Raw genomic sequence first — 26,974 nt, forward strand, 5'->3', positions numbered from 1 at the left:
CTCCAGTTTACCAAGCTGCCCTTTTGAATGTGCATATCATTGAAATATTTTCACAGTTAACTCTTACCTTCATCTACATCAATTAAAAACACCCGCTCCTGGAATCCGCCCCGTGCGTCGGCTTTGTCTGCCCGTAGCCTGTCCAGCTCTGCTGCATTCGCTCCATGTTCTTCTGCCAGCGCTCGGATGACTTCCAGCATATCCGCCAGCTCTTCCAGCGCATCCTGATCTTTGTCCGCTACAAAATATTCCTCGACTTCTTCACGAAGCTTGGTTCGCAGTTCCTGCTTGTATTCCTCTGGGTCCAAAATGCGTGTCCGACATTCCTCGCCCTGAGACATAATGATATGCGGAATCCGATCTCGTACCAGTTTGTTGTATGTAGGCATATGAAATACACCCTTTCTGTTATAGAACTTTAAGTCGTAATCCAACATCTTCCTTTTCGTCATTATATCATTGGCTCAAAAAGAATCGGGTATTATTGATAAAAGATCTAACGACTCATTAAATGGATTTTCTTTATAAATAGATGGATATCGCTTAGATGGATCAGCTACGATCCGATGTGACAGAGACTCTAGAATAGAGTCCGTTTTATAAAGCAACTTGTCTACTTCCCCCAGCTTCATCGGCTCTTTAGTTACATCATCTTCTCCCGAAACCAGATAATGTACCGTGCCGATAAACAGCACCATATCTAAATTGGGCTCAGCCTCTGTGTGAATTAAAGGGAACAGGTCAGTGACGGATAAACGAATATACGATGGAATGATTTGGTTTCGATGAACATAAATGGCCTTAGCCATAGAAAACAGCGCACGATCACAAAGAATGAGGCAGTTTTGAAACTGATGATGGTCGCGCATCATTTGTGCAAGCTTGATTTGGTATTCGGCAAGTTTTTGAAAATCCATCATGCAAATAAATATGTAGGTGTCGCTGTACTTAGGCAGTTTGAAATCGGAAACACTATGTAGTTGGGGACCTAAGGAGTAATGTTTCAAGGGGAATCAACTCCTGAATTAAAATTTCATAAATGAAGGTTTTGCAAAATCCTTAAACAAATGTGAGCAACGTAGCACAATTATGTAACCATCAAGATGTATAATTTTCTAGCTATCGGACAAGCTTCCTAATAAATATTACTATATAGTAGTTTTTAATTCAATTTACTTACTAACACTTATTAATTAGATGTAACTCTTTCTCTACACTTCTAACTAGAGGATTTTGCAAAATCCAATAAGCGACTTCCAATAAATAATATATAGATCGAGATGATCTCGTTCGTCTATATATTACATTTCGGAGCGATTGGAATCGAATTTTGTGAAATTCTTACTATAGAGAGGTGTAATCATGTCAGAACTTTTAGAATTAGTCGGTACGCGTATTCGAGATATTCGAAAGTCTAAAGGACTTTCCCAAGAAGCATTAGCCGAAAAAGCAGGATTCAATTCGAGTTATATTGGTTTCATTGAGCGTGCGGAGAGAAATATATCTTTGAAAAATCTGGAGAAAATAGCGAAGGCATTGAACGTGGGCGTCTATCAGTTGCTTACATATGTAAAGGACAATGATGAGCTTACCGAAGAAGATTCGAGTATAAAAACCATTTTGACTCTCCTAAGAACTCGTGAATCCAAAGATACTGAGCTGGCATTAAAGATTCTTACAGACATCTTTATAAGAATCGATGAACGATGAAATAAAAAAGGAACTGCGCTTTGCAGTTCCCCACCAATCCCTTACGACAATGCCAACATCGCTTTCATATCTTCCTCTGCTGTTGTAATCAGCTTCAAGCCAAACATCTCCACCAGCACATCCAGTACGCCAGAAGAAATAAACTCAGGCGGCTTCGGTCCAATGCGAATATCCTGGATGCCAAGGCTGAACAAGCCTAGCAGGATGGCGACCGCTTTTTGCTCAAACCAGGACAGTACAATGCTGACAGGCAGCTCGTTCACCGTACAACCGAAAGCATCCGCTAATGCCAGAGCGATTTTCACAGTAGAACCCGAATTGTTGCATTGCCCCAAATCAATATAACGTGGAATGCCGGTATCTCCAACGGTGCCATAATCCACGTCATTAAAGCGGAATTTACCACAGGACGTGGTCAGAATGACCGTATCGTTCGGCAAGGATGTAGCCAGCTCGCGATAATAGTTGCCGCCTTTGCCTGGTGCGTCGCAGCCTGCAATGACAAAGAAACGACGGATATGCCCGTCTTTAACCGCCTGAATAATCTCAGGAGCCAGCCCGATAACCGTCTCGTGATGATATCCAGTTGTAAGCACCTGCTCTGAATCTACATCTGCGGCTGGCAGAGCCAACGCGCGCTCGATCAATGGAGAGAAATCGTCGTCCATGATCTTGGCTACTCCCTCCAGCCCGGCTACTTCATAAGAGAAGAAGCGGTCTGCATACGTGCCTTTAATCGGCATTACACAGTTCGTCGTAGCCAGAATTGCGCCCGGGAACTCTTCGAACAGTCTGCGTTGATCGTACCAGGCCTTACCGATATTCCCTTTGAGATGTGCATATTTCTTCAATGCTGGATAACCGTGAGCAGGCAGCATTTCTGAGTGGGTATAGATGTTGATGCCCTTACCCTCCGTCTGGCGCAGTAATTCCTCCAGCGCATACAGATTATGCCCGGTCACGACGATGCATTGGCCTTCGATTTTATTCTGGCTGACTGTAATCGGCTGCGGAATGCCAAAACGATCCGTATGCGCACGATCCAGCACATCCATGATCCGTACAGCCGCATTTCCGACCTTCATCGCCATCTCCAAATGTTCTTGTACATTAAAGTTAGAATTGGTTAAGGTCATATATAACGCTTCATGCGTGATGCGATCTACCTCAGGATCGGTATAGCCCAACTGGCGAGCATGTGTCGCATAGGCAGCAATCCCTTTTAATGCAAAAATCATCGTATCCTGCAAGCTCGCTATCGTCTCATCCTTCCCGCACACCCCAACTACTTTACACCCGCCACTCGGCGTCTGTTCACACTGATAACAAAACATATCGTTTTCCTCCAAATATTTATAGATATTTGTTCGTTATCCCCAGCGTAACAAACCCCTGAATGCGTAGGTGTGATTACACACACATTTTTTCTTACAGTTTATTATTAGACAGTGTGGGACTCATCCCCCATTTCAATCCTTCCTACTCCACCGTGTTTTCTTGAATTCCCCCGCCTTTACGGTACTGCACAGGGGACACGCCCATAGTCTTTTTAAAAGCGGTGCTGAAATAGTGCTGACTGTCGTAACCCGTACGTTCTGCTATATCATAGATAGACAACGTCGTGGAATCCAACAGCTGCACTGCTTTACGGATACGGGCACGCGTGACGAGGGTCACGAAGCTGTCGTTGAGCTCCTTTTTGAGCACGCGGCTGAGATATACGGCGGATACTTGTAGCCGCGAAGCAAGGGCTTCCAACGTCAGTTCCCGATCGGCGTAATCTTCCTGAATGAGCTGCCGGGCCCGACGTACAATGGGAGACAGCTGCGATTCGCCATACACTCGATCCCGACTCACCCGGTACGCGTCAATTGCACCTTCTAGTCCACCCGCGTTGGACTCCACATGCGTATGAACCGCTATATTCAAGTAGCGTCCAATCGCCTGTTCCATGGAAGCGCCTATCGTCTCGGGTGCCTCCTGCCACAGACATATGCCGATCAGCCCGTTCGCATCGCGGAACAACACATGCGGTCGGTCCTCCAGCAGTTCGCCAATAATATTTTCAGCGGCAAAAAGAAACAACTGACGGTCATTCTCACGCATAATCGTCTGCCGTGCCTCTGCCGCAGGCCACCGTACCACACCGATCTGAGCAGGCGGTCGCGATGGAAGCCGTAAAAACGCCAACTGTTCCATGATGTCTTTTCCCGTGTGTTGCCCTTCCATCCATTCCAGGCAAAAACGCTGGCGCAGCAGCGGAATATTCCGTTCAATCTGTCCGGCGGCTTGTTCTACATAGGCGGCACGCTTATGCTCTTCGTCCATTCGCTGACGAAGCCGCAACAGTGCAGCATGAAGCTGATCCGCATTTACCGGCTTCAAAATATAATCCTCTACGCCAAGTCGGACAGCCTCCTGCGCATAAGCAAATTCATCATGCCCGGAAATGATCAGACAGCGGCATTCTGGACGCTCTTCCCGCAGCCGCCGAATCAGTTCAATCCCGTCCATGAACGGCATATTCATATCGACCAGCACGATGTCGATATGAAGCTGACCCACCAGCTCCAGCGCTTCTTCTCCGTCCTCCGCCTCTGCTGCCACCTCCATGCCCAGTGCCGTCCAATCTATGCAATCTCGTATCCCCTCACGAATGATCGGCTCATCATCTGCGATCAATACTTGGTAACGTTTTGCTGTGCCTATGGTCACTTCTGTTATGGCCTGGTCAATCAGACTCGCCGTTGTCGAGTTGTGTGTGGCCTTTGATTTCGTCATCCTGACCCTCTCCTTTTTCATAAGGCTTCTTCAGTTGCGCCATATCCAGCAGCAACGGATGAGTGATCGTCACGCAGGTACCTGTCCCTTCTTTGCTCTCCAGTACAATTCCATATTCCTCGCCAAAAGACAACCGGATACGCGCTTGTACATTCAGCATGCCATAGCTCCTGCCATGGGTACTAACTCCCTTTTGCTTCTGCTTTACTTCCATCGCCTCCAGGGGGATTTCCAGCCATTCACGCAATTCACGCAGACGGTCCGCCGTCATCCCTGCGCCATCGTCACGTACCGTCAGCAGCAGCTTGTCGCCCTCAGCTTTAGCTTCTATCCAAATCGTGCCTGGACCACGTCTGGCCTTGATGCCGTGATAAATCGCGTTTTCCACTACAGGCTGAAGCATTAACTTCAACACGAACAGATCCTTTAGCTCGTCAGGTAGATTCAATTCCCAGCGAAGTCGGTCACGATAGCGGGTTTGCTGGATTTGCATATAGCTAGATATATGCTCAATCTCGGAGCGCAGTGGAATAAAGTCATCCCCCTTACTCAGCCCGAGACGGAACAATCTCGATAGCGATCCCACCATATCGGACACGTCGTCTGCTCCATTTTTTCGGGCCATCCAATGAATCGTATCTAGCGTATTGTATAGAAAATGGGGCTTAATATGCTCCTGAAGGCTGCGCAGCTCGGCATCCCGTTTTTGCCGTTCCCTCAGTTCGCTAAGTGACATGAGACGGCGAATTTGCTCCAGCATTCGGTTAAAGCTCCGCCCCAGCATTCCAACTTCATCCCCACGGTCACTCCATTGGCGAACTGTAAGATCCCCTGTCTCTGCCGTCCGCATATAGGACATCAGCCGGAAAATTGGCTGCGCAATGGAACTCGACAATCGCAAGGATGCCGTTAAGCCAAATAGACATACAATGAAAACAAAACAGATGACATAGAACTGAATTTGCCGCACTTCCAGTGTAGATTCGCGTGCCGGGAATACCCCCACTGTTCTCCAGCCCGTGAATTCGGAAGCCCTGAACATGAACAGCAATTCCCTGCCCCCAGCTTCACGGGTAAACATCCCGCTGTCACCTGCCCCGAACCATTGCGGCGGGATACGCTCAATCAAAGGCATATCCGGCCTGTACACGCTGCGCCCCTCAGCATCTGTCACCATTAAATACCCGCTTTTGCCCAGGGTTACATCTCTGGCAGCCTGCGATACAGCCCGCAGCTTGAGGTCAATCATAATCGCGCCTAGCACGCGTCCGGTTTCCGGATCTGTAACCGAGCGAACGACGGAGACAATTTCACTGTCCTTGTACCGGACATGAGTGGTCACATTACGGTGGCTCGGCTGTCCTAGCACAGTGAATATGCCTGCATGCTGCGCCGCCTGTTGGTACCAGCCTTCTTCCGTCAGGCTACGCGTGCTTCGAGCGTACATTTCGTTGCTGATATAGTCGCCTTTTTCGTTCACGATCAGAATCCCTGCAATTTCAGGATATAACGTGGTATAGCCCTGCAAAAATTGCTTCATTTTATACAGCGTATCCTGCTCCTGTACAGAACTTAATGCCTGCTTGGAAGTGAGAGTCTGGTTTTCCGGCGTTACGATACTCACATGACCCGCGTGTCCGTCAGCCAGCGTCTTCCCTTTCCAGAACTCCCCGATATCGGGGTTAAAAGCAATCAGATACGTCATGTTTTGCAAATTTTCCATTTTGGTGTCCAGCGCTTCGTTCACCTTGCCAATCAATTGCATCGTATGGTCTTCCACCTGCCGCTCAATAATCCGTTCCACCGTCCAATTGACCAGCAGACCTAATCCCAGCGAAGGCACAATGCCGAACAACAGGAACAGCAGCATGAGCTGATAACGTAAAGGCATATTGCGCAAGCGTAACCGCGGTATCGTTTGGCGCACCCCTAATTGGATACGCTCCCAAAATTTATTTCGCATAATAATCATCTACATTCGCCCGGGTGACCACGGAAATCCCAGTATCTACCCGCACGGGCAACGGAGTGTTGTCTCCAGTGGAAGAAGGTGCAGGAATCGTCAAATGATGATGCAGATGGAACAAATATTGAAGCGACCAATAACCCATATTCCATGTTCCCTGGGCAATCGTTGCCGAGATTGTCCCACCACGAATCATATCCAATGTCGCTTTATTCGTATCAAAAGAAATGATTTTCAGCGGATGGCTGTTTTTTTGACTCAGTACCGCTTCACCCACACCTGCCCCTCCCGTTGCATCGGTCACAAAAATGCCCGCCAGTTTCGGATAAGCTTTCATCAGTCTCTGCGACTCATCCCGGGAGACCATCGCGTCTGCGCGGCCATCTGCGACTTCCACCACCTTCATCGCAGGATACTGCCGTTGAATGGTATCGCGAAAGCCACGCGAGCGTTCCTCATGATTTTGCTGTCCAGGCAGCGTCAGAACAGCGACCTGACCTTCTCGTCCCAACAGCTCTGCCATTTTATCCGCAGCGGTCACGCCCGCCTTATAATTATCCGTGCCCAAAAAGGAATACGCCCGGCTCCCCGGCGCTTCGGCATCAAACAGTACCACAGGAATGCCCGCATCCAGCGCCTTATTAATCACCGGAATCAGGGAATGAGGATCAATCGCAGAAATCGCAATCCCTGCGGGTTTACGAGCAATCGCTTGCTCAATAACGGTCGTCTGCTCCTGCGCATCATAACGGGTAGCTCCCCGATACTCCACAGTCACCCCCAAAGCATCACCCGCATCCTCGAAGCCCTTGAGCCCGCTTTTCCAATACTCCAAACCGGACTGGAACGTAATCATTATATAGGTCTCTCCGATACTGCCTCGCAGCCCTTTATCCTCCCAAGTGCCATTTAACGGGCCAGATTGTTCATACCTGAACACATAGAGAGCAAAGGCCGCAATCAATAGCATATATACCAGCAGCGTTTTTTTCATCCTTCCTCTCCTCTTCCTGTGTGTATCCTTAAGTTATAAATTCACTTTAATTTATTCTGGTTTTACTTGATTGTAAACGCAATCATATTAAATTGGAACTACTTCACTCTTCTTACTTTCAGGTGGCGTTAATCCTGCACTAATGTTTCTACGTTACAATACCTACAATTGTGCTAGGGAAAACATGTGCATATCTTGCGGAAAAGGAGTGATATGGATGAGCAAGCCGCGTATCGCGGAGTGGACAGAACTACGGGGCCTTGCCTACCTCGCTGTCGTGCTTCAGCATTGCATTGGCGAATATATTTATCGCAGCGACATCCAACAGCCAGATTCTGTTATGCTCGCAATGCTGTATCATTTGACACGTTTCGGCACACCGACGTTCGTTTTCCTGTCTGCGGCGCTGCTTTTTTATAATGGCAACAAACCGATTGGCTATCCTCGCTATATTGGCAGGCGGTTTCGAGATATTTATGTTCCTTTCCTTTGCTGGAGTGTTATTTATTGGGTATGTACTCAAAACTGGTCAACGGCGCAGTGGGGAAATATTTACTTTTATAAAGGTATGTTCGAGGAAATGATCATCCCCGTCAGCGGATATCATCTATGGTTTGTAGTGATGATCTTTCAGTTTTATATTTTGTTTCCTTTATTTGCAAAAGCAGCCGGGAAGGTTCAAGCGTTTCTACGTCGTTACAGCACGAAAAGACGCAAACAGCTTGTTTTGGCTATTATGCTGATTGCCGCTACGGTTTATGCTTTGCTGTTACAATGGTCCTACTATGACATGTCTGCATGGAGCACTGGGTTGCCGTCCTTTTGGCAGACTCTGCTGGATTATCGCACCTATAACTTTGTCATGTACTTTTTCTATTTTATGCTGGGCGCAGTATGTGCTTACATGACAGACACCTGGCGTGGACTGGCCAAACAGACGTTGCCGTGGAATGTATTTGTGTTCATTGGTTTGTTCATGCTCATGGGTCACACGATGCTGATCCAGTCGGGTGTTACGATCAATCTCAATATTTCCACCTATTTGAAGCCAAGCACCTTTGTGCTCATTGTGTCGCAGCTGCTTTTATTGTACGGACTGCTGCTCCATTTGCAAAAAGATACACGATCCGAGCCGTTTCGCCGTATGCTGAACTGGATCGGGCGTTATTCTTTTGGAGGATATCTGGCCCATGCGCTCGTGCTGGCCTTCATATCCTACTACACCCGCCCGCTTGCACTGGGCGATCATCATTTTACAGCTACGCTCATTACGTTTATCGTCGTGGCAAGTGTTTCTCTGGGCATCAGTTGGCTTTTTGCCCATCTGCCCGGCGGCAACTGGATTGTTGGCTCCAAAGGAAGACAGCGGTTGAACTGGCATTCGTTTCGTTTCCAGTTCCTTTCCTCCAAACGTGCTTCCAAAAGCACGCAGGAGCTTGGCTAATCTTATGCGTCTGTTTTTCAGCATGGGGTTATGATTCCAATGAACTTTGGCAGGGCTCACTTATTGAGCTCTGCTTTTCTGTGCCTTAGTATGCCGTCCCCTCAAAAAGATGATTAACATTTTATGACATGAATATGTATTTTATTTTAAAATAAGTCATTATATAGAATAATAAACGTTACGCGGGAGAAGTCATAGTTTTGCATACCAAAGAAGGGAGAGGATGGACTAAACATAGTGAGGTAGCTTCTTGGTCTGAAACATACGGTTGTACTGATTAATCAGTTCATCCAAAAGCATAGACTGCTCAAGTACACAAGCATGTCCGAAGCCATACTCTTCGTAAAGATCATGCAAATGTTGTCTGGCGTGTTCCATCTGTTGAATTAACGTTACCGTTTCATACCTGTTCATCCTGCATACCTCCTAATGAATCTCATTTTAAGGAGGGATGTACAAATACGTCATGATCTTTTTTGAGTCGAAAAATTACAAAATAATACAAAAAAAGACCAGCAATAAACTGGTCCATGGTAATGAATGAGTGCTTAGTCAAGATCCACCGACGTGTCCTTGTGTTTGGATCGTGCCATGGCTTAGATTTCCAGCTTGGACTGGTACTGTGAATACCAGTAAAAAGCTAGTTACCGCCAAGAAGAAAGCCATCCTTTTGATCATTTTTCTCCCACACCTCCTCATAAATAGATTGGAACTGTGTCTGTGTTTCGGGAGCCGCATGTGTTTTGAAGTGAAAAAATAATCCAAAACAATTGGCAATAAGTAGTACATGATTAATTGTAACAGCTTTTTCAAACGCGTTTATTAAACATTTGAAACCATATAGGTATCTGCCTTTATTTAGGCTGTACTTAGCCATTTTGTACCAGAAGCGTACGTACTCTTCCGGTAAAACCTGCTGTGTATACATGTCTGAAGATGACGGTTCTTGATAAGCCTCAATTTGGGATTCAAAACGCTGAAGGATATGGTCTACATCTACATTGTACCGATTAGCAACTTCAAGAACGTTTAGTAGCTCGGCAAAAATCTCATTTTCGGCAGCCATATGTTCTACGTAATCGGGGAGAACACTAATATCCCCGGACATAAGCCTATTGACGTAAGTATTAATTTTCGCCCATTGCTGATATTGTTTCTTCCAATAAAGTGAATCAGGGTCCTTCTCCTTTACCCAACTTAGATCGGTATAACCTCGGATATGTTCTAATGCCTGTTCATGATCTCCTTTTGCATCGCAAGCATTAGCACACAGCAATTCGGAGTAAACTATGTATACAAACAGTGGCCTGCTTAGCTTTTTTCGTGGCTCTGTTCCTTTTCGCTTAGAGTTATGAACCAAATTATATTGGATCTTTCCCATTTGACCCATTCGATGTGCAAATTCATACACCTTGTCCCACATACTTAATGATCTGTACACGTTCGCCAAATCTTTTAATGCATCTAATTGCTCTATCTCGTCTAAACGATCCACAAAAGGGGCAAATTCAATGGCAGCTTGAAGATTTATAGCTCTATCTTGTCCAATATTGATTTGGAACAAACGATACTGGCAGATCGCCAATCGCTCTGAATGCTGCTGCTTCTCACTTTCAGCCACTTTTTTGTAAAGGTAAGCCGCTGCTTCATTGTAACCGTCTTTGTATACATTTTCGGCAACTTCAAAGAGCGATGGCGGATAATTAGGGTTATCCAATAACAGAATTACAACTCGCTGCAAGCAGTCCAGTCGTCCTAGCTCAATACATCGGTATAAGAAAGGGCTAATTTTTTTCCAGTTGAGCGGAGATTCTTCAATACATTCTTCAATATAACGTTCGTAAAAATAATCCGGTGGTAAATTCATTCCCGCAGTAATGCTATCCAGTTGGTGAACAGAAATAGATCGGTTACCGGTCACAATGCTACTAACTGTACCTACATTCAAATCAATCGTGTGACCAAACTTGGTCATCGTTAAGCCTTTTCGTTTCAAATAGGTTTGAATTTCTGCCTGTATCGTAGGTGTGATTTCCATATATAAACCACCCTTTCAGCATTTTCATAAAATTTCAATTTCAATAAACAATATAGTTTGGAAACTAATAGTATAATTATTGATTTTCCTTCACGATAATACCATCTTTTGGAACAAACATAAATGCTTTTACTTTATTGATTTTTATATTTTTATTAGGAGATCATTGGATGTTGGACAATGGAAGGAGAAGATCACTTGAAAAATACAGGTATGACACGTCCATTGGATACGTTAGGTCGAATTGTTATTCCTAAAGAGATGCGAACCTCTATGGGCATTCAAGCTGGTGAGTCCTTAGAATTTTATTTAGATTGTGAAACAGGTTTATTGAGTATGCGGAAGTATATTGGAGTCTGCTGTCACTTATGCTATTCGATTCAGGATTTAAGCTATTTCAGGGATTCATTTTTATGTAAAAAATGCATAAACGATCTGAAGGGAAATATAGGCGTGAGTCCATTACCTGTTCCTGTCGTAAAGAAACCTGCGTACAAGGAAAAAAGTAACCATCGGTCGTCTTCATAACAATTAGTTGAAAATCTAAGAAAACTCATGCGCGAGCATCCAACAGCCAAGCAAGGCGAATATGCTGAATGGCTCGGCGTATCCCAAGGCCGTATTTCCCAGCTTAAAAGCTGTTATAGGTATCGCTCGGCTCACATTCTAGCAAAGCTAAATAACCAGTCGCTGGTTGATTTCGTGCGACTGGTTATTTCAACTTTTCATTAGTAGGAAGGACTACAGGGGATAAATCATGATAGACCGACAGAACTGACTGCTGTGACAAATATCGCTTACAAAGCCTACCACTTTTGAGATGGTGTAGATACACGAAACAGTACACGAATGGAGAACTTATGAAAACGACAGGAAAGAATAAGAAATCTTCGCAGAAGCGATCAGCCTCAGTCTGTACCTGCATCAATCTGCGCCGTTCCTCGATGGCTGTTACGGGACTGTATGACCGGTATCTGGCCCCGAGCGGACTCAATATTAGCCAATTCTCGCTGCTCAAGCACTTAACTGCACTGGGCCCCGCAAGTGTAAGTGAATTGGCGCTGGAGATGCGGCTCGACCGGACCACGATTGTTCGCAATTTGAAAGCGCTGGAGCATAACGGGTATGTGGAGGATACATCTGCTGAGGGCAGTCGCAACCGCTGCCTTACTCTGACGGAGAGGGGAAGAACGGTATACAATGACGCAGCAGGGCTTTGGGAGGAGGCGCAACGTTTTTTGCAGGAGTCATTGGGAATCGGACAGTTGCAGATACTCAACACACTCTTATCCAAGATTGAAAATTTGGATGGATATTAGACGGCTCCTCATCCAGGTGGAGTTGTGTTCAATTCGTGTATATACACGAAAAAGATCGAAATGTTTATTGCGGTATCAAGGGAAGCTTTACTGTGAACAATAACCACGGAGAGGGATGTGGATAGGATGGTTGAATCCGTACCGGATATGAGAGAAAACATTGCAGCCGAGATGAAAACCTATGTGAGCGAAGACAAAGGCAATGTTTGTGAAGAACTGCGGAGTCCTTATTACGAGGAGCCGATTATCCAATTTGCTGCGGCTAATGATCCTTTGTTTGAGGAGTACAAAAGAGTGGTGGGGCCCGATCACGCCACGCCGCAGGAAGCATTTGAACGTTCCTTTGGAACGGGGAGTTTTGATGGAGGCACCGTTATCAGCGTTGTGCTACCGATTAGCGAGACGATCCGTAAGGCTAATCGTGCGCAAAAAGAAAGAGCCTCAAGGGAATGGGCGCTGCTGCGGACCTTTGGCGATGAATATTTTGTACAGTCTGCAAGGCGGCATTTGGCGGGATACTTAACAGGCCTTGGTTACCGTGCGGTTGCACCGCTGGATACGGATTGGTACAGCATCCATGGCGCCGAGGGGGGGGCCGATCTCCAACTGGTCGGAGCGCCACATTGCATATGCTGCGGGTCTCGGCACCTTCAGTATCAATGACGGCTTCATCACCGAAAAAGGAATTGCCATCCGCCTGCTGTCCGTGGTGACCGATCTCAAGGTGCCGCCTGATGCCAGAATATCAGCCACAGGACATACTGGTAACTGCCTGCTATGCAGCAAGGGCATCTGCGGTGTATGCATTACCCGCTGCCCTGTGCAGGCCATCAGCAAGGACGGCGGACATGACAAAATCGCCTGCATGAATTTTGTGTACGGACAGGCATCACGGGACTTTGCGGTTCTAAACGGCGGCGAGGCCAAATCGGGTGCTGGCTGCGGACTGTGCCAGACCAAGGTACCCTGCGAGAGCAGGAATCCAATGCGTACTGCCCGGTGAATATGGAAACCTTGAGGACCGCCATTCTCAAGGTTTTTTAGTGTAAAAAGATACTCATTTAGTTTTCGTTAGCCGAGGTTGAGGGCGTCCCTGCCTCATGTTTTAATTGAGCTTCATTCGAAGCCCCGGACTTACGATCGAATGTAATCGGGCCTTTACGGTTCACAAGCCGTTTCAGATCCACGGTCATTTCATTCTTCAATTTATCAATGAGCTGGTCTTCTTTGATGCCTTTGCTTTTAGCAACCTCGGCCAACGACTTCCCTTGTCCCAGCTCTTTCTCTAACTGGACAGGAGTGATGCCCAGCAACCTAGCTACTTTCTCGTTGAGATGGTGATTCAAGCCGCCAGGCCTTTTACCGTGCCTATGTCTGTGAACATGCCCATGTCTGTGGTCGTCCTGTGGTTCAACATTCCATTGGAGGGCTGCCCCTTGGATAGAGTCGTTGGGAGTGAGAGTTTTCAACGAATTACCCAGTTCGGTCCCGGAAGCTCCTGCTGCACCCGCAGTACCATACATCATCACTCCTCCATATAGGATAGCAGCGGTCAATTTCAATTGTTTTTTCATGTTGCAGACCCTTCTTTCATCCTTTTTCATCTATATTTTCTCTTTCTGCTTTTTTTATTCATTCCCTATGTTTTTTCACAACATTCTCAATGTAAAAATAACAAAATATTGAAATTTGCAATCTGTTGTATAATGGCGGGTAACAACTAGAAATCGCTATAAAAATATTCATAAGAGATGCAGGTGATGGCGATGGAATGGTATTTTGCATACAAAGACGAATTGGAAAAAGTATTTCGTCAAGCAGAGGAACGGACGTCCACGTTTCCAGCTCCCTTTCAGCAGGAGGGTTTGGACTTTCTGGCGCGTTTTAATCCGTTGCGGGAAGACAGCACGCGTAATTACATATGCTATTTGCTTCCATTTTGGCTGCAAGAACTCACCGGACTCTCCCCCGAAACATGCCGCAAGCTGTCACTTGGCAACGTGTTCGTCATGGCTCACTATTTAATTCAAGATGATGTGATGGACACAGCAGCAGACAACCGTAAAACGCAACTCGCCTTAAGCCAGCTCTTCTATACCGAGTGTATAAGCGTATATCGGGACCTTTTTCCGGCAACCTCTCCTTTTTGGTCATATGCCCGAACGTATGTTGATGAATGGGCCGTTAGTGTGATATCCGAAGGAACAGAGGACTATTTTCAAGGAGAAAGAAATAAGGTCGCGCTGAAAGCAAGTCCATTAAAAATGGCCGGAACGGGTGCTTTACTGCTCGCAGGCCGTGCCGATCTGATCCAGATCATTACAAATATGACAGACTTGGCGCTACTCGTACTTCAAATGTCGGATGATTGGGCGGATTGGGCAGAAGATTTGGTCGAACATAGCTATAACTGTCTTTTGTCCCATATCAGTGCTGAGCAAAAGACAGCTTACTGTGAAGGATTGGGACCCAAACAGATTCAGGAAGCAATTTATGTACGCGGTGCGCTCGCCAGCTATGTGAACATTGCCGATCAAGCAGTCCAACAGTTAGAGACCCTGGAGCCTTCTATCCATGGCCTACGTAGCTTTGCACATTCTATCGCAGCAGAACTGGGCGAAGTGGCGGCGGAAATTGAAGGCGGACGCTCGCATTTGAGAAGAGGCGGACTTGACTACTGGCTCTCCAAAAATATGAAATAATGCTAGATTTTTCTGAGCCTTTCGTGGTATACTGACTAGGTAAATATAACCAATTGAATGAGAGGGTGATTTTTGATGGCTACTGAAGTTCTTCAAACACAAGTCATTCAAAAAGCTTGGGAGGATGCCAGTTTCAGAGAGAAACTGATGACAGATCCCAAATCTGCAATTCGTGATGTGTTAGGAGTCGTGATCCCCGATCATATCCAAATCAAAACGTTAGAGGAAACGCCTGATCAGTTTTTTCTGGTAATTCCTCCAGACCCCTCCGGCGTGCTTGCTGCATCCCAGAAACCTCGCTCGATGTGGTAAATTAGTTGTTCATGCTTATTTAATCTATATTCCTTACTCTCATGTGGGTGGGCTCAGCAAGTTTCCCTCCGTTTTCTCCGAATGCAAAAAAGCCGGATATTATCCGGCTACGGGGAAGCGGATGGTCGCTTCTGTTCCCACCCCTTTTGAACTTGTAAAGGTTATTTTGCCATTCATCGTTTCAATAATCCGAAAAGTCACCATCATCCCCAAACCCGTGCCTTTTGTCTTATTCGAGAAATAAGGCTCACCTAGTCTGGATAAAGTCTGAGCATCCATCCCTTCACCATTATCCCGAATATGAATGACAGCTTCTCCGTTGTCCACATAAGCCCATATATGAATATGACCCTGATCTCGCAGCGCTTCAATGCTGTTTTTGATGATATTGATGAACGCTTGCTTGAACTTGGAGGAATTCCCGCGCACTTTGATTTCCTGGGGAATATCCAGTGAAATTTTTCCACCTTGCAAATTAGCCATTGGACTGATGATTCCTTCAATATGTTTGAATTCATTCAATATGGTCAACGTTTTGGTTTGGTCAAATTCTGGCTTGGCAAAAGTCAGAAAATCAGTAATAATCGCGGAGGCTCGATCCAGTTCCTCCAGAGCGATATGTAGATAGTCTTTATTTTTACCATCCTCCTGCTTGCTCATCAACTGAAGAAATCCACGTGTAACCTGAAGGGGATTACGTACCTCATGAGCTACAGATGCAGCCAAATCGCTAATAATCTCCATTTTCTCCGAACGTTGAAGCTCATTATTGAACATCTCCAGTTCCCTGGAATACCGAACCACCTGCTTGTGCTTTTCTGCCAGCCTTCTGCCCAAAATCGCGATCAACGCCAGTACAAAACCGAACACGCCCCATTTCCACAAAAACATATTGTAGTGTCCGTCCAGAATGAAGAACCAGCTCAGTTCCCCGATAGAGATGACTGCAAAAAATGCAAAGCCTGTCGATAAAATGATCGCTTCGTGATCACCTTTAAGTGCCATGCGAACCGAAGCAAATACCAGCAGTATCATTAAGGCGACGAGTAATATACCCAAGATGACTACACTAAAAAAATAATATATATCGTTCAACCGCTCCTGTGCTCCTAAATTCACAATCATCAGGGTAAAGCATAACAAAGAGTATGCGGTTAACAACTTTCTGAATTTGCGAATCAGTATAATCGAATTGATATTTTGTTCAAAAAAGAAGGCTAATGAAGGCAGCAGAATAAATAGTGCCACATCAAAAAGTTGTAAGTACAGCTTGCCATAGCCGCGATAGAATGTATACAAGAATGGTGAATACGTTACGATCATCAGACCAATAGACAATACTATCGCACTTAGGGACAGCCACATAGCCATACTCGGACGGAACATGAAAAATGAGCAGATCAGTAGTACTAGTGCCATAAAGATAAACGTACTGCCCAGTACAATATCTAAAACATCCATTCTGACCAAGGTCCCTAACAAATCACGATAATCACCGGTCATCACATTGCCGATAATGCCCAGTCTATTCTTACTGCTTTCCGTCCATATGTATAATGTTTTACCGCTGTCTTCCGGCTTCAGCGGAATCAGAATACGATTATTCTCATAATTGTACCCACGGTAGGATTCGTAAAAATTGGTCCCATCTTTATACAGCGTAATATGCCTGCCATAAATATTTTCAAAAAGTACCGCTGGCGTTTCATCATTTAGCGAAGGTAACTTAATACGAATCCAGGCAGAGCCTATATTACCGGGCTGCCTAAGCAGTTGTGTATCATTTTCAATATGCATCCAGACCTTACTGGAATCCTTTACCTCATCTAAAGAGCCATCCTCGTTTACCGCTCCCCATCTCATATCCCAGGAGGGTATCTTATAATCCCTTTCCGGGGTCATTTTGGCCGCATAGGCGGAGTAGCCCAGCGACAACAACACAATGACCGCTAGCAGGGTGGCGACAGCTTTGGGCACATGCCTCATATTAAGCACCTCAAAGTTACATAGTAGGATTTACAAGTTTGTATACGTTTTAACATTTTTTACGTCCTGAAATTATATTATTCTATACGATGATGTGCATACCTTCTTCATTAGTAGGGTATCATGTTCTTTTTACTCATTTTTTGTAAAATCTTCATATTGATTAATGATCATTTCCTGTTCGCGCCGCTCCTTCTGCTCTCTAAGCCCCAACCATGGTTCACAATCTTCATCCTCATAGATCGTCCAAATATCGGAAAATAAATAATCGCGTATTTCTACTATTTTTCCAGCCTGTCCGCCATCTGTCCAGTATAAGCCTTCCGGGCGCCGAATGAGGGTACGGGAAAATCCCGGGGTAGATGCCTTTTGACCTACTCGGATACGACTAATCATCGGACCAAACATGTACCATTCCAATTCATATCCCTCCCTATCCTCTTTATCATATCACAGCAGTTACCAAAAAAACGCTAATTGAGAATGGGCATATCCCTATTCGCATGATTTTAACTTCCTACAGACACACTAACTCAAGGTTTAGCCGTTCTACTGTTTGGGTAAGGTCGGAATAAGCAACAAAAAGTAAAGGAGCTGAGCAACATGGCCAATCGTGATGATCGAGTTAATGAGCTACATGACAATGATTTTGAGCCTTCTCTGCAAAATGCAGAAACCAACTGGGAGAATCTAACCGAGGGCCCAGATACTCCTCTCGAAGACGTCCCAGATGCCGATGAACTGACACCGAACAGTCCTGTTGACCCTTCTGCTCCTGCCGAATTCCTGCATGGTACCGATTTATTGAATGGTACCGATGGGGACGAAGAAGAGCAACTGGACAGCGACGATATGCTGGATTAAACACTTCATTTTATCGGGTGAAAGACAACGGTTACCTATTCTGCTATGCGGGTAATGAAGTGTATAACCGAAAGGAGTTGACTGATCTCCTATGTATAAAGATCCGATGTCTCAAGCCGATATGGAGTATAAGCGCTACAAAACGTTGAATCCCGTGGAAGAGGATGACCGCAGGTCTGCGGACAAGACAATTACAGATGATATCTCGGCCGAAGATAACCCACGAGGAGTCGCATCTGCGAAGCCCGAACCCAGGGATCAAGGAAAATGAAAGAACAGATAGAGAATGCAAAAAGGGTGCTCCTCAAGCCACACAAATGATACACATGGCTTGAGGAGCACCCTTTTGAACTTCACATGTTGCAAAGGAGCGATTAAAGGGCAAAAACATGAACCTGATAATCAGGGCTTGCCTTCTGCACCTACTTTGTTTAAAATAAGGTCAAATCTTTTGAATACCATAAACAAAGACATCGACGGAGACAAGTAGACGTTTAACGGATTCCCACAGAAAGGTACGAATTGCTGAGAGCGTACCGCAATCCCGCGTTGAAATTCACTCCCGAGTCGAGCCTTGAACCGACAGAAGGATTCATTCCTTTGTCCGCAGTAGAGGTTTCCGGAAGCCCCCGTTACGGGCATCAAGCTCAGAAGTTACTGCCGTCGACTGAACGACGTTGACGATTCGTATGTATACTTCTGTAATTAGGGTGGTACCACGGCATTCGTCCCTTGCGGCGAATGCCTTTTTGTGTTATTTTCTGCAAAAAAAGTCCATGGGCTAACAGAAAAAACAAATTTAAATTCGGGAAGGGTGTACTGTATGTCTACAAATGAAAATTCTTTGGAGCTGCTGCGTGAACAGCTCGATGCTACAAATTTGCAATTGCTGGAGTTGCTGTCCCAACGCGCTGAACTGGCGGGACAACTTGGAAAATTGAAGGAAGCTCAAGGGGTACCTGACTTTGATCCGGTACGCGAGCAACAAATGCTGGACAAGCTGATCGCGGCTAACCGTGGACCATTTGACGATGCTACGATTCGCCAGCTGTTCAAAAATATTTTCAAGGCTTCTTTGAACTATCAAAAAGAAGAACACAAAAAACATCTGATCGTCAGCCGCAAAAATCAACCGGATAGCACAGTTATCAAGGTTAAAGATACGTTGGTGGGCGGCAAAGCCTCCATTATGGTTGCAGGTCCCTGCTCGGTGGAAAGCTACCAGCAAACTCGCGAAGTAGGTGCGGCTCTCAAGGAAGCCGGTGTGCCAATTCTACGTGGTGGTGCGTTCAAACCACGTACGTCCCCGTATGATTTCCAAGGACTGGGCGTGGAAGGACTGCAAATTCTTAAACGTGTAGGCGACGAGTTCGGGCTGGCTACAATCAGTGAAATCGTCGATCCAAGACATTTGGAGGAAGCGATCCAATACATCGACATTATTCAAATTGGTGCGCGCAACATGCACAACTTTGAATTGCTTAAAGCTGCTGGTGAAACCAGAACTCCGGTTCTGCTCAAGCGCGGACTGGCTGCCACAATGGAAGAGTTCCTTCATGCTGCTGAATACATCGTTTCCCGTGGTAACACGCAAGTCATGCTGATTGAACGCGGTATTCGTACGTACGAAAAATGGACGCGTAACACGCTGGATATTTCCGCTGTTCCGATTTTGAAAAAGGAAAGCCATCTGCCTGTATTGGTGGACGTGACTCACTCTACAGGACGTAAGGACATCCTGGCCCCTTGCGCCAAAGCTGCCCTAGCTGCTGGAGCTGACGGTATCATGGTGGAAGTTCACCCGAACCCGGCAGTCGCTTTGTCCGATGCTCAGCAACAGCTGAACATTCCTGAGTTCCACAACTTCCTGTCTGAAGTCAAAGAATCCGGTTTATTCAAAGCGTAAAACTAATTTTATGCCGGCATTCATAAACCGCTTTCATTTCCTCAGATAATGATGTAAAATTGGATCAGGATTGTGACTGATCATGCAGGCAAAACCTAAATGTATATATGCTCGACTTTTGTTGAGACATATATATGTTTAGGTTTTTTTTATGCCTAATTCTTGAATAAAAAGAATACCTACATGGTTATAATCCACAAAAAACATCATAGGAACGTTCAGGGAGGGGAACAGAAATGAGAGAAAGAAAAGGGTTAAGCATTTTTCTATTAGCCATGATATGTATTCTGATCATCAGTGGTTGCAGTGGTAAGGCGCCCGCCATTGTGAAAGATGAAAGCGCTGCTCCAACAGAAAAACAAACGGAAAATAAAATTACCAAGGCCAGAACGGTGATCACTACCGATGGAGAAGTAGATGATATGAACTCTGTCATTCGCTTTCTTCTTTACTCCAATGAAATGGATTTGTCGGGGATTGTACTGACTAGCTCTGTATATCATTATGCAGGTGATGAAAAAGCTGGCATCAAACCATTTAGATGGACCGGAACCCAATGGGTAACGGACATGATTGATGCCTACGGAGAGATTTATCCCAACTTAATTAAACATGCCGAGGGATATCCAAAGCCTGAATATATCAAGAGCGTTACCAAAATAGGTAACATTTCAAATAAAGGTGAAATGGACAAAGAAACGGAAGGCTCCAATTTCCTTAAAACGCTTTTCCTGGACGATGACAAAAGAGATTTATACGTACAGACTTGGGGTGGAACCAATACCACGGCCAGGGCTTTAAAGTCCATTGAAGACGAATATAAAAATACAGATCAATGGGAAACGATTCGTAAAAAAGTAAGTGATAAACTCGTACTGTACATCATTCTGGACCAGGACGATAGCTACAATAATTACATCGCTAAAAATTGGCCTGACATCAGAATTATTAATGATCAATCTAACTTCTGGCATTTCGCTTATGCTTGGAAAATGCACACAGAAGAAGTAAACAGCAAGTTGCACGGGGAATGGAATTTCAAAAATATTAAAGAGGGTCATGGCAAGTTGCTCAATATGTATGCCTTGATGGGCGATGGCAATATCATCAAAGGTGAGTTGGATGAAGAACAAAGAGGCAGTGAAGCCTACTTAAAGAAAAATCCACAATACGACAAGTATGACTTTATTTCTGAAGGTGATTCTCCATCCTTCTTCTATTTAATTGATAACGGATTGCGGAGTATGGAAAACCCAACCTATGGTGGCTGGGGAGGTCGTTTCGGTGTCGTTAACGATAAATTGTTTAGAAATACTGTGTTAGATTATGATGTGCATACGAAAAAATTCGAAGCAGAATATTCTTTGATGCGTTGGTTTGATGATATTCAAAATGACTTTGCTGCTCGTGCAGATTGGGCTATTGCGTCCGACTACAAAGATGCCAACCATAATCCAACATTGACCATTAAAGAAGGATTAGACCTAACCGCTAGCCCAGGGGAGAAAATAACCCTGCATGCAGAAGGTGCAGATCCAGACGGTGATCAATTGACTTACAAATGGTGGAGATATTTTGAAGCCGACACGTATGAAGATTCTAAAGTAAAACCCGCACAAGTTAAACCTGAATTGCTGGGAGAAATGCAGCTTGGGCTTCACCGAGAAGTAGCTAAAGGCGAGAAAGTAAACACAATTGACTTGCAAGGAAGTGACACAAATACAGCAAGTTTCACAGTTCCAGCAGATGCTAAGTCTGGAAATACGATTCATATCATTGCAGAGGTACAGGACAATGGTAAACATCCTTTAAAGCATTATCAACGTGTGATTATAATCGTAAAATAATAGAACACAACATCAATAAAATTAGGCTCATGGAATAACACTCCATGGGCCTGTTTATTTTTGCACATCGAACCTCGGACAATCTCTATACACGTTTAATGCTTTTTTCAGTCAAAGGAACATAATATCCTTTGCCATTCGGACCCATAGCAAATTTATTGCGAAGATGAATTAGATTAGGGCCGAATTTCTCCTCTAATTGTTCACGGAACTCATATAGGATTTCCATGATATAAATATCATGAATAATCACTTCAGTAATCGGCATCACTAGCCCCGGATGCAACGTCCATGCAGCGCGGCTGTCATCACCAAGTGAAAGTATGCCAGCTACGACCTCCCGGTCGTCTATGCTAAGTACAATCCACCGACCACCAATTTCAGACGTAATCTCCTCACTCATATCATGGCGGTAAACAGTAGCGAAATCAAAGTTAAGCTCCCCATACGCTACAATGATCACTTCAATTCCTTGTTGAGCGACTTGCTCTAAGGCATCTCGGAACACCTCGGCATCCTCTTTCCAAATTTCCAATAAAATTCGGTGTTTTGCTCCCTTTACCCCTTCATTTATGCGATTGATAATGGCTTCATACCCCGAAATATTCCAAATATTCTCTCTATTTTGAAATGATGCTGTGTACTGCTCCAAACTCTCTTGCGCCACATTGAAAATCTGCTCTGCTTTGCGTTTTCTCTGAGCAATCAATTCATGTGGCGGAAGCGGCACATATAGAGGCGTATTTTCTTGACTGACCATGATATCCCCACGGTTAACCATTCCAGACAAAACCTCGTAAATTTTGGATCTCGGTACCCCGGAATTCAATGAAACGGCGTATCCCGAAAGTGGAGAGCTTTCCAATAAGGTCACATAAGCCTTGGCTTCATATTCACTAAAATTCAAATCTCGTAGAATTTCTAATATATTTGGTTTTGGTTTCATGACGTCTTCTCCTCAATTCGTGTTCATCCTTACTATATCACTTCCCCTTGACAAAAACTGATATACACACTATCTTTTTAGTAACGTTTTTATAGTAGTCACTATAGTAGCAACTATTATACTTCACAGGGAATTGCTTCAGGGAGGATTTAACTTGAACAAAGTCATAGCTCATCACAGCGAAAGCAACCGCATTTACTACGGTTCTACGATTCTAGCCCTATTGATCTGGAGTACATCGTTTATTGCCACCAAAGCAGCCTACACGACGTTTCCCCCTCTTACCTTGGGTCTATCCAGATTTATTATAGCTTCCGTTGTGCTAGGTATCGTTTTGCTGATTAAAAAAGAACATGTCAAAGTAAAGCCAAAAGATTTGGCTACGATTTCGTTTAGTGGTGTTTTGGGGATCACTCTCTACTTTTCAATGGAGAATATAGGGGTTAGCCTGACTACCGCTTCCAACGCAGCATTAATTGTTGCATCATATCCCGCAATTACGTCGCTGCTTGAACTTATTTTGTATAAAGTGAAAATATCCAAATATAAAATTTGCGGCATAGCACTGGCCATGATCGGGGTATATTTCTTGACTTCGGTTGGCGAAAGTTCGGATAGTAAGAATCAACTAATCGGAAATTTAATATTAATCGGGACGGGTTTTGCGTGGGCGTTTTACACTTTCATGACGCGCAAGGTTGTGGACAAATATCCGCCTGTGACGTTATCTTTTTATCAAACCGTTGCAGGGAGTATCTTTTTCATACCGTTGGCTCTATTAGAAAAGGATCGTTGGCAGGTTCCGACAACCGGATCGTTTATGTTGTTAGTATATCTAGGTGTATTCTGCTCCGTTATCGCATTTTTGCTCTACAATTACGGATTAATCAAGCTGTCACCGAGTAGTTCCGTTTCTCTGATGAATTTGGTTCCGATATTTGGAGTCTTATTTTCTGTGTTGCTTTTGCAAGAAACGATTACATGGCGCCAAATCATTGGTGGTTTGGTCGTTATTATCGGTGTTTTACTGAGTGCACATCAAACAAACCGTACCTAAAATGAAAGGTTGCACACTAGTTATAAAAGTTAAGACAAGCATCGTTGTGATAAGTATCAGCGCTCCAATATAAGGGCGAGTGACCTCACCAAAAGTTTCTCGCCCATCGGTTCCATTTATGCAGTTGGCTTTTTTTCTTTTATATAAAAAAGGTGGTTATATTGATTGATGAGGTTATCCATAATTACAGACTGTCTGAGCACACTGGCATGATTAAAACCATGTTTTGCTTGCAAAATATACAGCTTTTGACGAGCTTTCTCAAGCTGTTGACACAAAATGTCGTCTCTTATCATAATATATCCCTCCTTGTCATATTATCAGTGTAGAGGGTTATGAATAAGTATACTAAAAGTAAAGGTTTGGGATAATTATCTAATAACACAAAAAAAGACCTGTTCTAAGGGCTCTAAGGTTGTCCTCTTCGACAATCCTGTGTGATTCGCTTATCCGGCAGAATGAATATCCTGATCCGTGACGTTCTTCTTGGCTGAAACCGGGAACACGTTTTTCTCCTTCACCCCTAGCAACAACGCTGCAAGCAGCAGTATGCCACCGTTTAACACAAAGATCCAGCGGATCGGCATCCAGCTGCCAAGCATGCCGCCAATCAACGGCCCTGCCATTGTCGCGAGTTGAGTGGCTGATTGGTTCAAGCTAAAGGCTCGTCCGCGAAACTCCGGCTTGGTGACCTCCACAGTCATCGCATTGATAGCAGGCATGACGGACGCATAAAACAATCCATATCCAAACCGAAGCGCACCAAAACCAACAAAGTTGGTTATAAAAAATTGTAAGATATTCCCGATTCCCGAACCGATCAGCCCAATCAGCAGCACGTGTGCAAATCCGGTCCGTCCTCCAATCCGTCCCCATCGGGGGGCCATCAGCACCGCCGCGATGCCTACGGCTGAGAATACAATCCCGGAACTTAAAGACGCCTGGCTACGGTCAACTCCCATTTCAAGCACATACACCGTAATTAACGGTTCCAATATCATGACGGAAAAGGTACTTAACCCCGCCAGAATAAGCAAAAAGCACAAAGGCCGATTAGCAATAGCCTCCTTGATATCATCACGAACATGCGAGCGGGTACTGGTTCCCTTGAAGCTGTCCTCTCTAGCGCCAAAGGTCGCGATTAACGCAGATACCAGTACAAGAGCCGCAGAGAAAAAAAAGGCATTCCGATTGCCATAATAATGGCTCACCACACCGCCAATTAACGGACCTATAATGCTGCCTGTCGCCCCAGCGGTCGCCATAATACCGAGTGCATAGCCGGTTTTCTCCTCAGGCGAACCTGTTCCGACCAACGCAATCGCAGCAGGAATAAACCCGGATAGTAGACCTTGAAACAACCGTACTCCTACGAACACATATGGATCTGTCACCAAAGCACATATCAGGTACAACACCGCCAGGCTAAAGCCTGAACGAATCAGCATCGGCTTACGTCCATACTTATCTGCAAGCGAACCCCAAAATGGGGCAATCAGCGCGCTGGCTAGAAAAGTGACTCCAAAGGCAATCCCCGACCACAGTTCCAGATGATCATTTACACCCATTTCCGTATTCAGAAATATAGGTAAAAACGGAATAGACACGGAATAGGCCATGCTGCAAAACAATACTCCAATCCACAAAATGACCAGATTTCGCTTCCAATATAGATGCATGATGCCACACGTCCCTTCTGCTCATTCCATTATTACCCTCTAAATTAGAAAAGTCTACCGCCCCCTCATCCTTCAATCGTGGAACAACCGTGAAGAAGCTGATATAATCGAATGGAATGGAGTTGATGACATGGCTAAGAAGAGAAATTCGTCTTCCCCTGCTCCTGCGGCTCAGGACAAACCTGCTACGTTAAAGGATCTGTTGAGTCAGGATGTGCTGAATAAACTTAAGGCTCAAGCCAATGAAGCCCAAGCAGAACAGGACAAGCGTAAAGAAGACGAACGGCAGCGTGCCGTCGAAGCAAAAAAAGCTGAACAGAAGAAGCTAGATAACAACTTTGAGCATCTGCTGAATAACAGCAATTTGGACTGGCACAAATACAAATAAGCCAAAACCATAACGGTTTTGGCCTATCTTTACGCTTTATGTTATAGCCAGTCACGAATATGTTGTACTGAGTACAGCACCCCTACCCAAACCGGCAGACTGAACGCCATACCCCATATGAGACCTTTTGCCAGCTTTTTGTCTACCTCCATCATGATCCTGCCCCTTTCCTTGGGAATAGCAGCAGTATGGGTCAAGAATACGGCTTTCAAACCCGTATTTCCTTATCCCCAGCAAAAAAGGTATGATAGAAAAAGGAAAAGTGTTCTGCGCTGCCCCCAAACTTTAAATTAGGATGTTACACCATCCAACCTTTCAGGAGGAATATCAATGAACCGAAAAACGATACGCCCATGGTACACGCTGTTTCTACTGGCCATCATGCTCGTGCTGGTTGCTGGATGCGGTACAAAAGCGGCCGATGTGGAAGCTGCCAGCCGGACAAGCACTACAACTCCTGCTGCGACTAAAGACAAGAACAAGGCTGTTTCCCATCCGATTGTCACAATTGTCATGAATGATGGCAAGAAAATTAAGCTTGAGCTGTATCCGGAAGTAGCACCGAACACGGTTAACAATTTCATTTCTTTAGTGCAAAAGGGAGCCTATAACGGTACCATTTTCCACCGTGTTATCCCAGGCTTTATGATTCAGGGTGGTGATCCGCAAGGTAACGGTACAGGTGGCCCCGGCTACAGTATCAAAGGCGAATTCAAGAGCAATGGTGTTAACAATACACTCAAACATACACGCGGCGTATTATCCATGGCCCGCTCAGCGGATCTGGATTGGGCCGGATCGCAATTTTTCATCATGGTTGCCGATGCGGACTACCTGGACGGTCAATATGCCGCTTTCGGTAAAGTAACGTCCGGGTTGGATGTGGTCGATGCTATCGTCAATTCCAAACGGGATAGCAATGACAAACCGATCCAACCGGCTACGATGAAAAAAGTCACTGTGGATACGCTGGGTAAAAAATATCCAGCTCCAGTCAAAGTAAAGTAAGACATTCAAATCAGTCTTTCAAATCGG

General features: G+C 45.0%; 28 protein-coding genes, 1 pseudogene and 1 other annotated feature. Of the genes and pseudogenes, 15 read left to right on the forward strand and 14 right to left on the reverse strand.

The genetic code is table 11. The features are described from left to right. Window positions 1-56 precede the first annotated feature (56 nt). Together NLX74_RS16785 and NLX74_RS16790 are read right to left on the reverse strand one after the other, a co-directional pair. Window positions 57-389, reverse strand: coding sequence for a nucleoside triphosphate pyrophosphohydrolase (locus NLX74_RS16785; protein WP_254329366.1), 333 nt, complete (start codon window positions 387-389; stop codon window positions 57-59). A 75-nt stretch (window positions 390-464) separates the two neighbouring features. Then, window positions 465-1,007 carry a hypothetical protein gene (locus NLX74_RS16790; RefSeq protein WP_254329367.1) on the reverse strand — a complete coding sequence of 181 codons (543 nt, stop codon included), beginning with the start codon at window positions 1,005-1,007 and terminating at the stop codon, window positions 465-467. A 355-nt stretch (window positions 1,008-1,362) separates the two neighbouring features. On the opposite strand from NLX74_RS16790, the gene NLX74_RS16795 reads away from it, so the two are divergent. Further along, window positions 1,363-1,710, forward strand: a complete 348-nt coding sequence (locus NLX74_RS16795) for a helix-turn-helix domain-containing protein (protein ID WP_023987345.1) — start codon at window positions 1,363-1,365, stop codon at window positions 1,708-1,710. 41 nt (window positions 1,711-1,751) lie between these two features. On the opposite strand, the gene hcp is transcribed toward NLX74_RS16795, so the two are convergent. The 4 genes from hcp to NLX74_RS16815 all read right to left on the reverse strand — a co-directional run bounded on the left by hcp (window position 1,752) and on the right by NLX74_RS16815 (window position 7,451). After that, entirely contained in the window at window positions 1,752-3,044 is a 1,293-nt protein-coding gene (hcp, locus tag NLX74_RS16800) for a hydroxylamine reductase (RefSeq protein ID WP_028543172.1), read from the reverse strand. Between the two features lie 145 nt (window positions 3,045-3,189). Then, on the reverse strand, window positions 3,190-4,491 hold the full coding sequence (locus NLX74_RS16805; protein ID WP_069291279.1) for a response regulator: 1,302 nt from the start codon (window positions 4,489-4,491) through the stop codon (window positions 3,190-3,192). Beyond that, complete coding sequence (locus NLX74_RS16810) at window positions 4,442-6,463, reverse strand: cache domain-containing sensor histidine kinase (protein WP_254329368.1); 2,022 nt, start codon at window positions 6,461-6,463, stop codon at window positions 4,442-4,444. Before NLX74_RS16810 ends, NLX74_RS16805 begins: the two co-directional genes overlap by 50 nt. Further along, the gene (locus tag NLX74_RS16815; protein ID WP_250259163.1) at window positions 6,444-7,451 is read right to left on the reverse strand and encodes a substrate-binding domain-containing protein; all 1,008 of its coding nucleotides are present in this window, start codon (window positions 7,449-7,451) and stop codon (window positions 6,444-6,446) included. Before NLX74_RS16815 ends, NLX74_RS16810 begins: the two co-directional genes overlap by 20 nt. Before the next feature lie 217 nt (window positions 7,452-7,668). On the opposite strand from NLX74_RS16815, the gene NLX74_RS16820 reads away from it, so the two are divergent. After that, a complete protein-coding gene (locus tag NLX74_RS16820; RefSeq protein ID WP_254329369.1) occupies window positions 7,669-8,895 on the forward strand; it encodes an acyltransferase in 1,227 nt (408 codons plus the stop codon). A 228-nt stretch (window positions 8,896-9,123) separates the two neighbouring features. Here NLX74_RS16820 and NLX74_RS16825 read toward each other — a convergent pair whose 3' ends face one another. Both NLX74_RS16825 and NLX74_RS16830 read right to left on the reverse strand, forming a co-directional pair. After that, window positions 9,124-9,309: an aspartyl-phosphate phosphatase Spo0E family protein gene (locus NLX74_RS16825; RefSeq protein WP_025723187.1), complete on the reverse strand. Its 186-nt coding sequence runs from the start codon at window positions 9,307-9,309 to the stop codon at window positions 9,124-9,126. 226 nt (window positions 9,310-9,535) lie between these two features. Next, window positions 9,536-10,933: a helix-turn-helix domain-containing protein gene (locus NLX74_RS16830; RefSeq protein WP_254329370.1), complete on the reverse strand. Its 1,398-nt coding sequence runs from the start codon at window positions 10,931-10,933 to the stop codon at window positions 9,536-9,538. A 198-nt stretch (window positions 10,934-11,131) separates the two neighbouring features. Between NLX74_RS16830 and NLX74_RS16835 the strand changes: the two are divergent. The 4 genes and pseudogenes from NLX74_RS16835 (at window position 11,132) to NLX74_RS16850 (ending at window position 13,255) form a co-directional block, all read left to right on the forward strand. Beyond that, a pseudogene (locus NLX74_RS16835) lies at window positions 11,132-11,665 on the forward strand (AbrB/MazE/SpoVT family DNA-binding domain-containing protein). A gap of 128 nt (window positions 11,666-11,793) precedes the next feature. Further along, a complete protein-coding gene (locus NLX74_RS16840; protein ID WP_235307528.1) occupies window positions 11,794-12,252 on the forward strand; it encodes a MarR family winged helix-turn-helix transcriptional regulator in 459 nt (152 codons plus the stop codon). 126 nt (window positions 12,253-12,378) lie between these two features. After that, complete coding sequence (locus tag NLX74_RS16845) at window positions 12,379-12,915, forward strand: hypothetical protein (RefSeq protein WP_254329371.1); 537 nt, start codon at window positions 12,379-12,381, stop codon at window positions 12,913-12,915. Window positions 12,916-12,976: 61 nt separating this feature from the next. Beyond that, window positions 12,977-13,255: a hypothetical protein gene (locus NLX74_RS16850; protein ID WP_254329372.1), complete on the forward strand. Its 279-nt coding sequence runs from the start codon at window positions 12,977-12,979 to the stop codon at window positions 13,253-13,255. A gap of 58 nt (window positions 13,256-13,313) precedes the next feature. On the opposite strand, the gene NLX74_RS16855 is transcribed toward NLX74_RS16850, so the two are convergent. Beyond that, entirely contained in the window at window positions 13,314-13,826 is a 513-nt protein-coding gene (locus NLX74_RS16855) for a hypothetical protein (protein WP_254329373.1), read from the reverse strand. 192 nt (window positions 13,827-14,018) lie between these two features. Between NLX74_RS16855 and NLX74_RS16860 the strand changes: the two genes are divergently transcribed. Further along, window positions 14,019-14,954, forward strand: coding sequence for a hypothetical protein (locus NLX74_RS16860; protein WP_336077466.1), 936 nt, complete (start codon window positions 14,019-14,021; stop codon window positions 14,952-14,954). Between the two features lie 75 nt (window positions 14,955-15,029). After that, window positions 15,030-15,266, forward strand: coding sequence for an NHLP leader peptide family RiPP precursor (locus NLX74_RS16865; RefSeq protein WP_013309068.1), 237 nt, complete (start codon window positions 15,030-15,032; stop codon window positions 15,264-15,266). Window positions 15,267-15,365: 99 nt separating this feature from the next. Here the strand turns inward: NLX74_RS16865 and NLX74_RS16870 are convergent, their stop codons facing one another. Next, the gene (locus tag NLX74_RS16870; protein ID WP_254329375.1) at window positions 15,366-17,252 is read right to left on the reverse strand and encodes an ATP-binding protein; all 1,887 of its coding nucleotides are present in this window, start codon (window positions 17,250-17,252) and stop codon (window positions 15,366-15,368) included. Window positions 17,253-17,384: 132 nt separating this feature from the next. Next, the gene (locus NLX74_RS16875) at window positions 17,385-17,672 is read right to left on the reverse strand and encodes a hypothetical protein (protein WP_023987328.1); all 288 of its coding nucleotides are present in this window, start codon (window positions 17,670-17,672) and stop codon (window positions 17,385-17,387) included. A gap of 183 nt (window positions 17,673-17,855) precedes the next feature. Here NLX74_RS16875 and NLX74_RS16880 point away from each other — a divergent pair, with 183 nt between their 5' ends. The 4 genes from NLX74_RS16880 to NLX74_RS16895 all read left to right on the forward strand — a co-directional run bounded on the left by NLX74_RS16880 (window position 17,856) and on the right by NLX74_RS16895 (window position 21,869). Next, a complete protein-coding gene (locus tag NLX74_RS16880) occupies window positions 17,856-18,116 on the forward strand; it encodes a hypothetical protein (protein WP_061831212.1) in 261 nt (86 codons plus the stop codon). A 91-nt stretch (window positions 18,117-18,207) separates the two neighbouring features. Next, window positions 18,208-18,387, forward strand: coding sequence for a hypothetical protein (locus NLX74_RS16885; RefSeq protein ID WP_254329376.1), 180 nt, complete (start codon window positions 18,208-18,210; stop codon window positions 18,385-18,387). 193 nt (window positions 18,388-18,580) lie between these two features. Then, window positions 18,581-18,852, forward strand: a binding site (T-box leader). Window positions 18,853-18,939: 87 nt separating this feature from the next. Further along, window positions 18,940-20,022, forward strand: a complete 1,083-nt coding sequence (locus NLX74_RS16890) for a bifunctional 3-deoxy-7-phosphoheptulonate synthase/chorismate mutase (protein ID WP_013309063.1) — start codon at window positions 18,940-18,942, stop codon at window positions 20,020-20,022. A gap of 236 nt (window positions 20,023-20,258) precedes the next feature. After that, window positions 20,259-21,869 (forward strand): DUF1593 domain-containing protein, encoded by a 1,611-nt coding sequence (locus tag NLX74_RS16895; RefSeq protein ID WP_254329377.1) that lies wholly within the window; start codon window positions 20,259-20,261, stop codon window positions 21,867-21,869. An 85-nt stretch (window positions 21,870-21,954) separates the two neighbouring features. On the opposite strand, the gene NLX74_RS16900 is transcribed toward NLX74_RS16895, so the two are convergent. Beyond that, window positions 21,955-22,815, reverse strand: a complete 861-nt coding sequence (locus NLX74_RS16900; protein WP_069291267.1) for a TrmB family transcriptional regulator — start codon at window positions 22,813-22,815, stop codon at window positions 21,955-21,957. Between the two features lie 154 nt (window positions 22,816-22,969). On the opposite strand from NLX74_RS16900, the gene NLX74_RS16905 reads away from it, so the two are divergent. Next, window positions 22,970-23,872, forward strand: coding sequence for a DMT family transporter (locus tag NLX74_RS16905; RefSeq protein WP_029516111.1), 903 nt, complete (start codon window positions 22,970-22,972; stop codon window positions 23,870-23,872). Between the two features lie 116 nt (window positions 23,873-23,988). Here the strand turns inward: NLX74_RS16905 and NLX74_RS16910 are convergent, their stop codons facing one another. Next, window positions 23,989-24,168: an aspartyl-phosphate phosphatase Spo0E family protein gene (locus tag NLX74_RS16910; RefSeq protein WP_061831220.1), complete on the reverse strand. Its 180-nt coding sequence runs from the start codon at window positions 24,166-24,168 to the stop codon at window positions 23,989-23,991. A gap of 150 nt (window positions 24,169-24,318) precedes the next feature. Further along, on the reverse strand, window positions 24,319-25,551 hold the full coding sequence (locus NLX74_RS16915) for an MFS transporter (protein WP_254329378.1): 1,233 nt from the start codon (window positions 25,549-25,551) through the stop codon (window positions 24,319-24,321). A 130-nt stretch (window positions 25,552-25,681) separates the two neighbouring features. Here NLX74_RS16915 and NLX74_RS16920 point away from each other — a divergent pair, with 130 nt between their 5' ends. Both NLX74_RS16920 and NLX74_RS16925 read left to right on the forward strand, forming a co-directional pair. Continuing rightward, entirely contained in the window at window positions 25,682-25,939 is a 258-nt protein-coding gene (locus NLX74_RS16920) for a YqkE family protein (RefSeq protein WP_023987317.1), read from the forward strand. Between the two features lie 330 nt (window positions 25,940-26,269). Continuing rightward, window positions 26,270-26,947, forward strand: a complete 678-nt coding sequence (locus tag NLX74_RS16925) for a peptidylprolyl isomerase (protein ID WP_254329379.1) — start codon at window positions 26,270-26,272, stop codon at window positions 26,945-26,947. Window positions 26,948-26,974: the final 27 nt, after the last annotated feature.

The sequence above is a fragment of the Paenibacillus sp. MZ03-122A genome, from assembly GCF_024213325.1.
GTDB classification, from domain to species: Bacteria; Bacillota; Bacilli; order Paenibacillales; family Paenibacillaceae; genus Paenibacillus; species Paenibacillus polymyxa_B.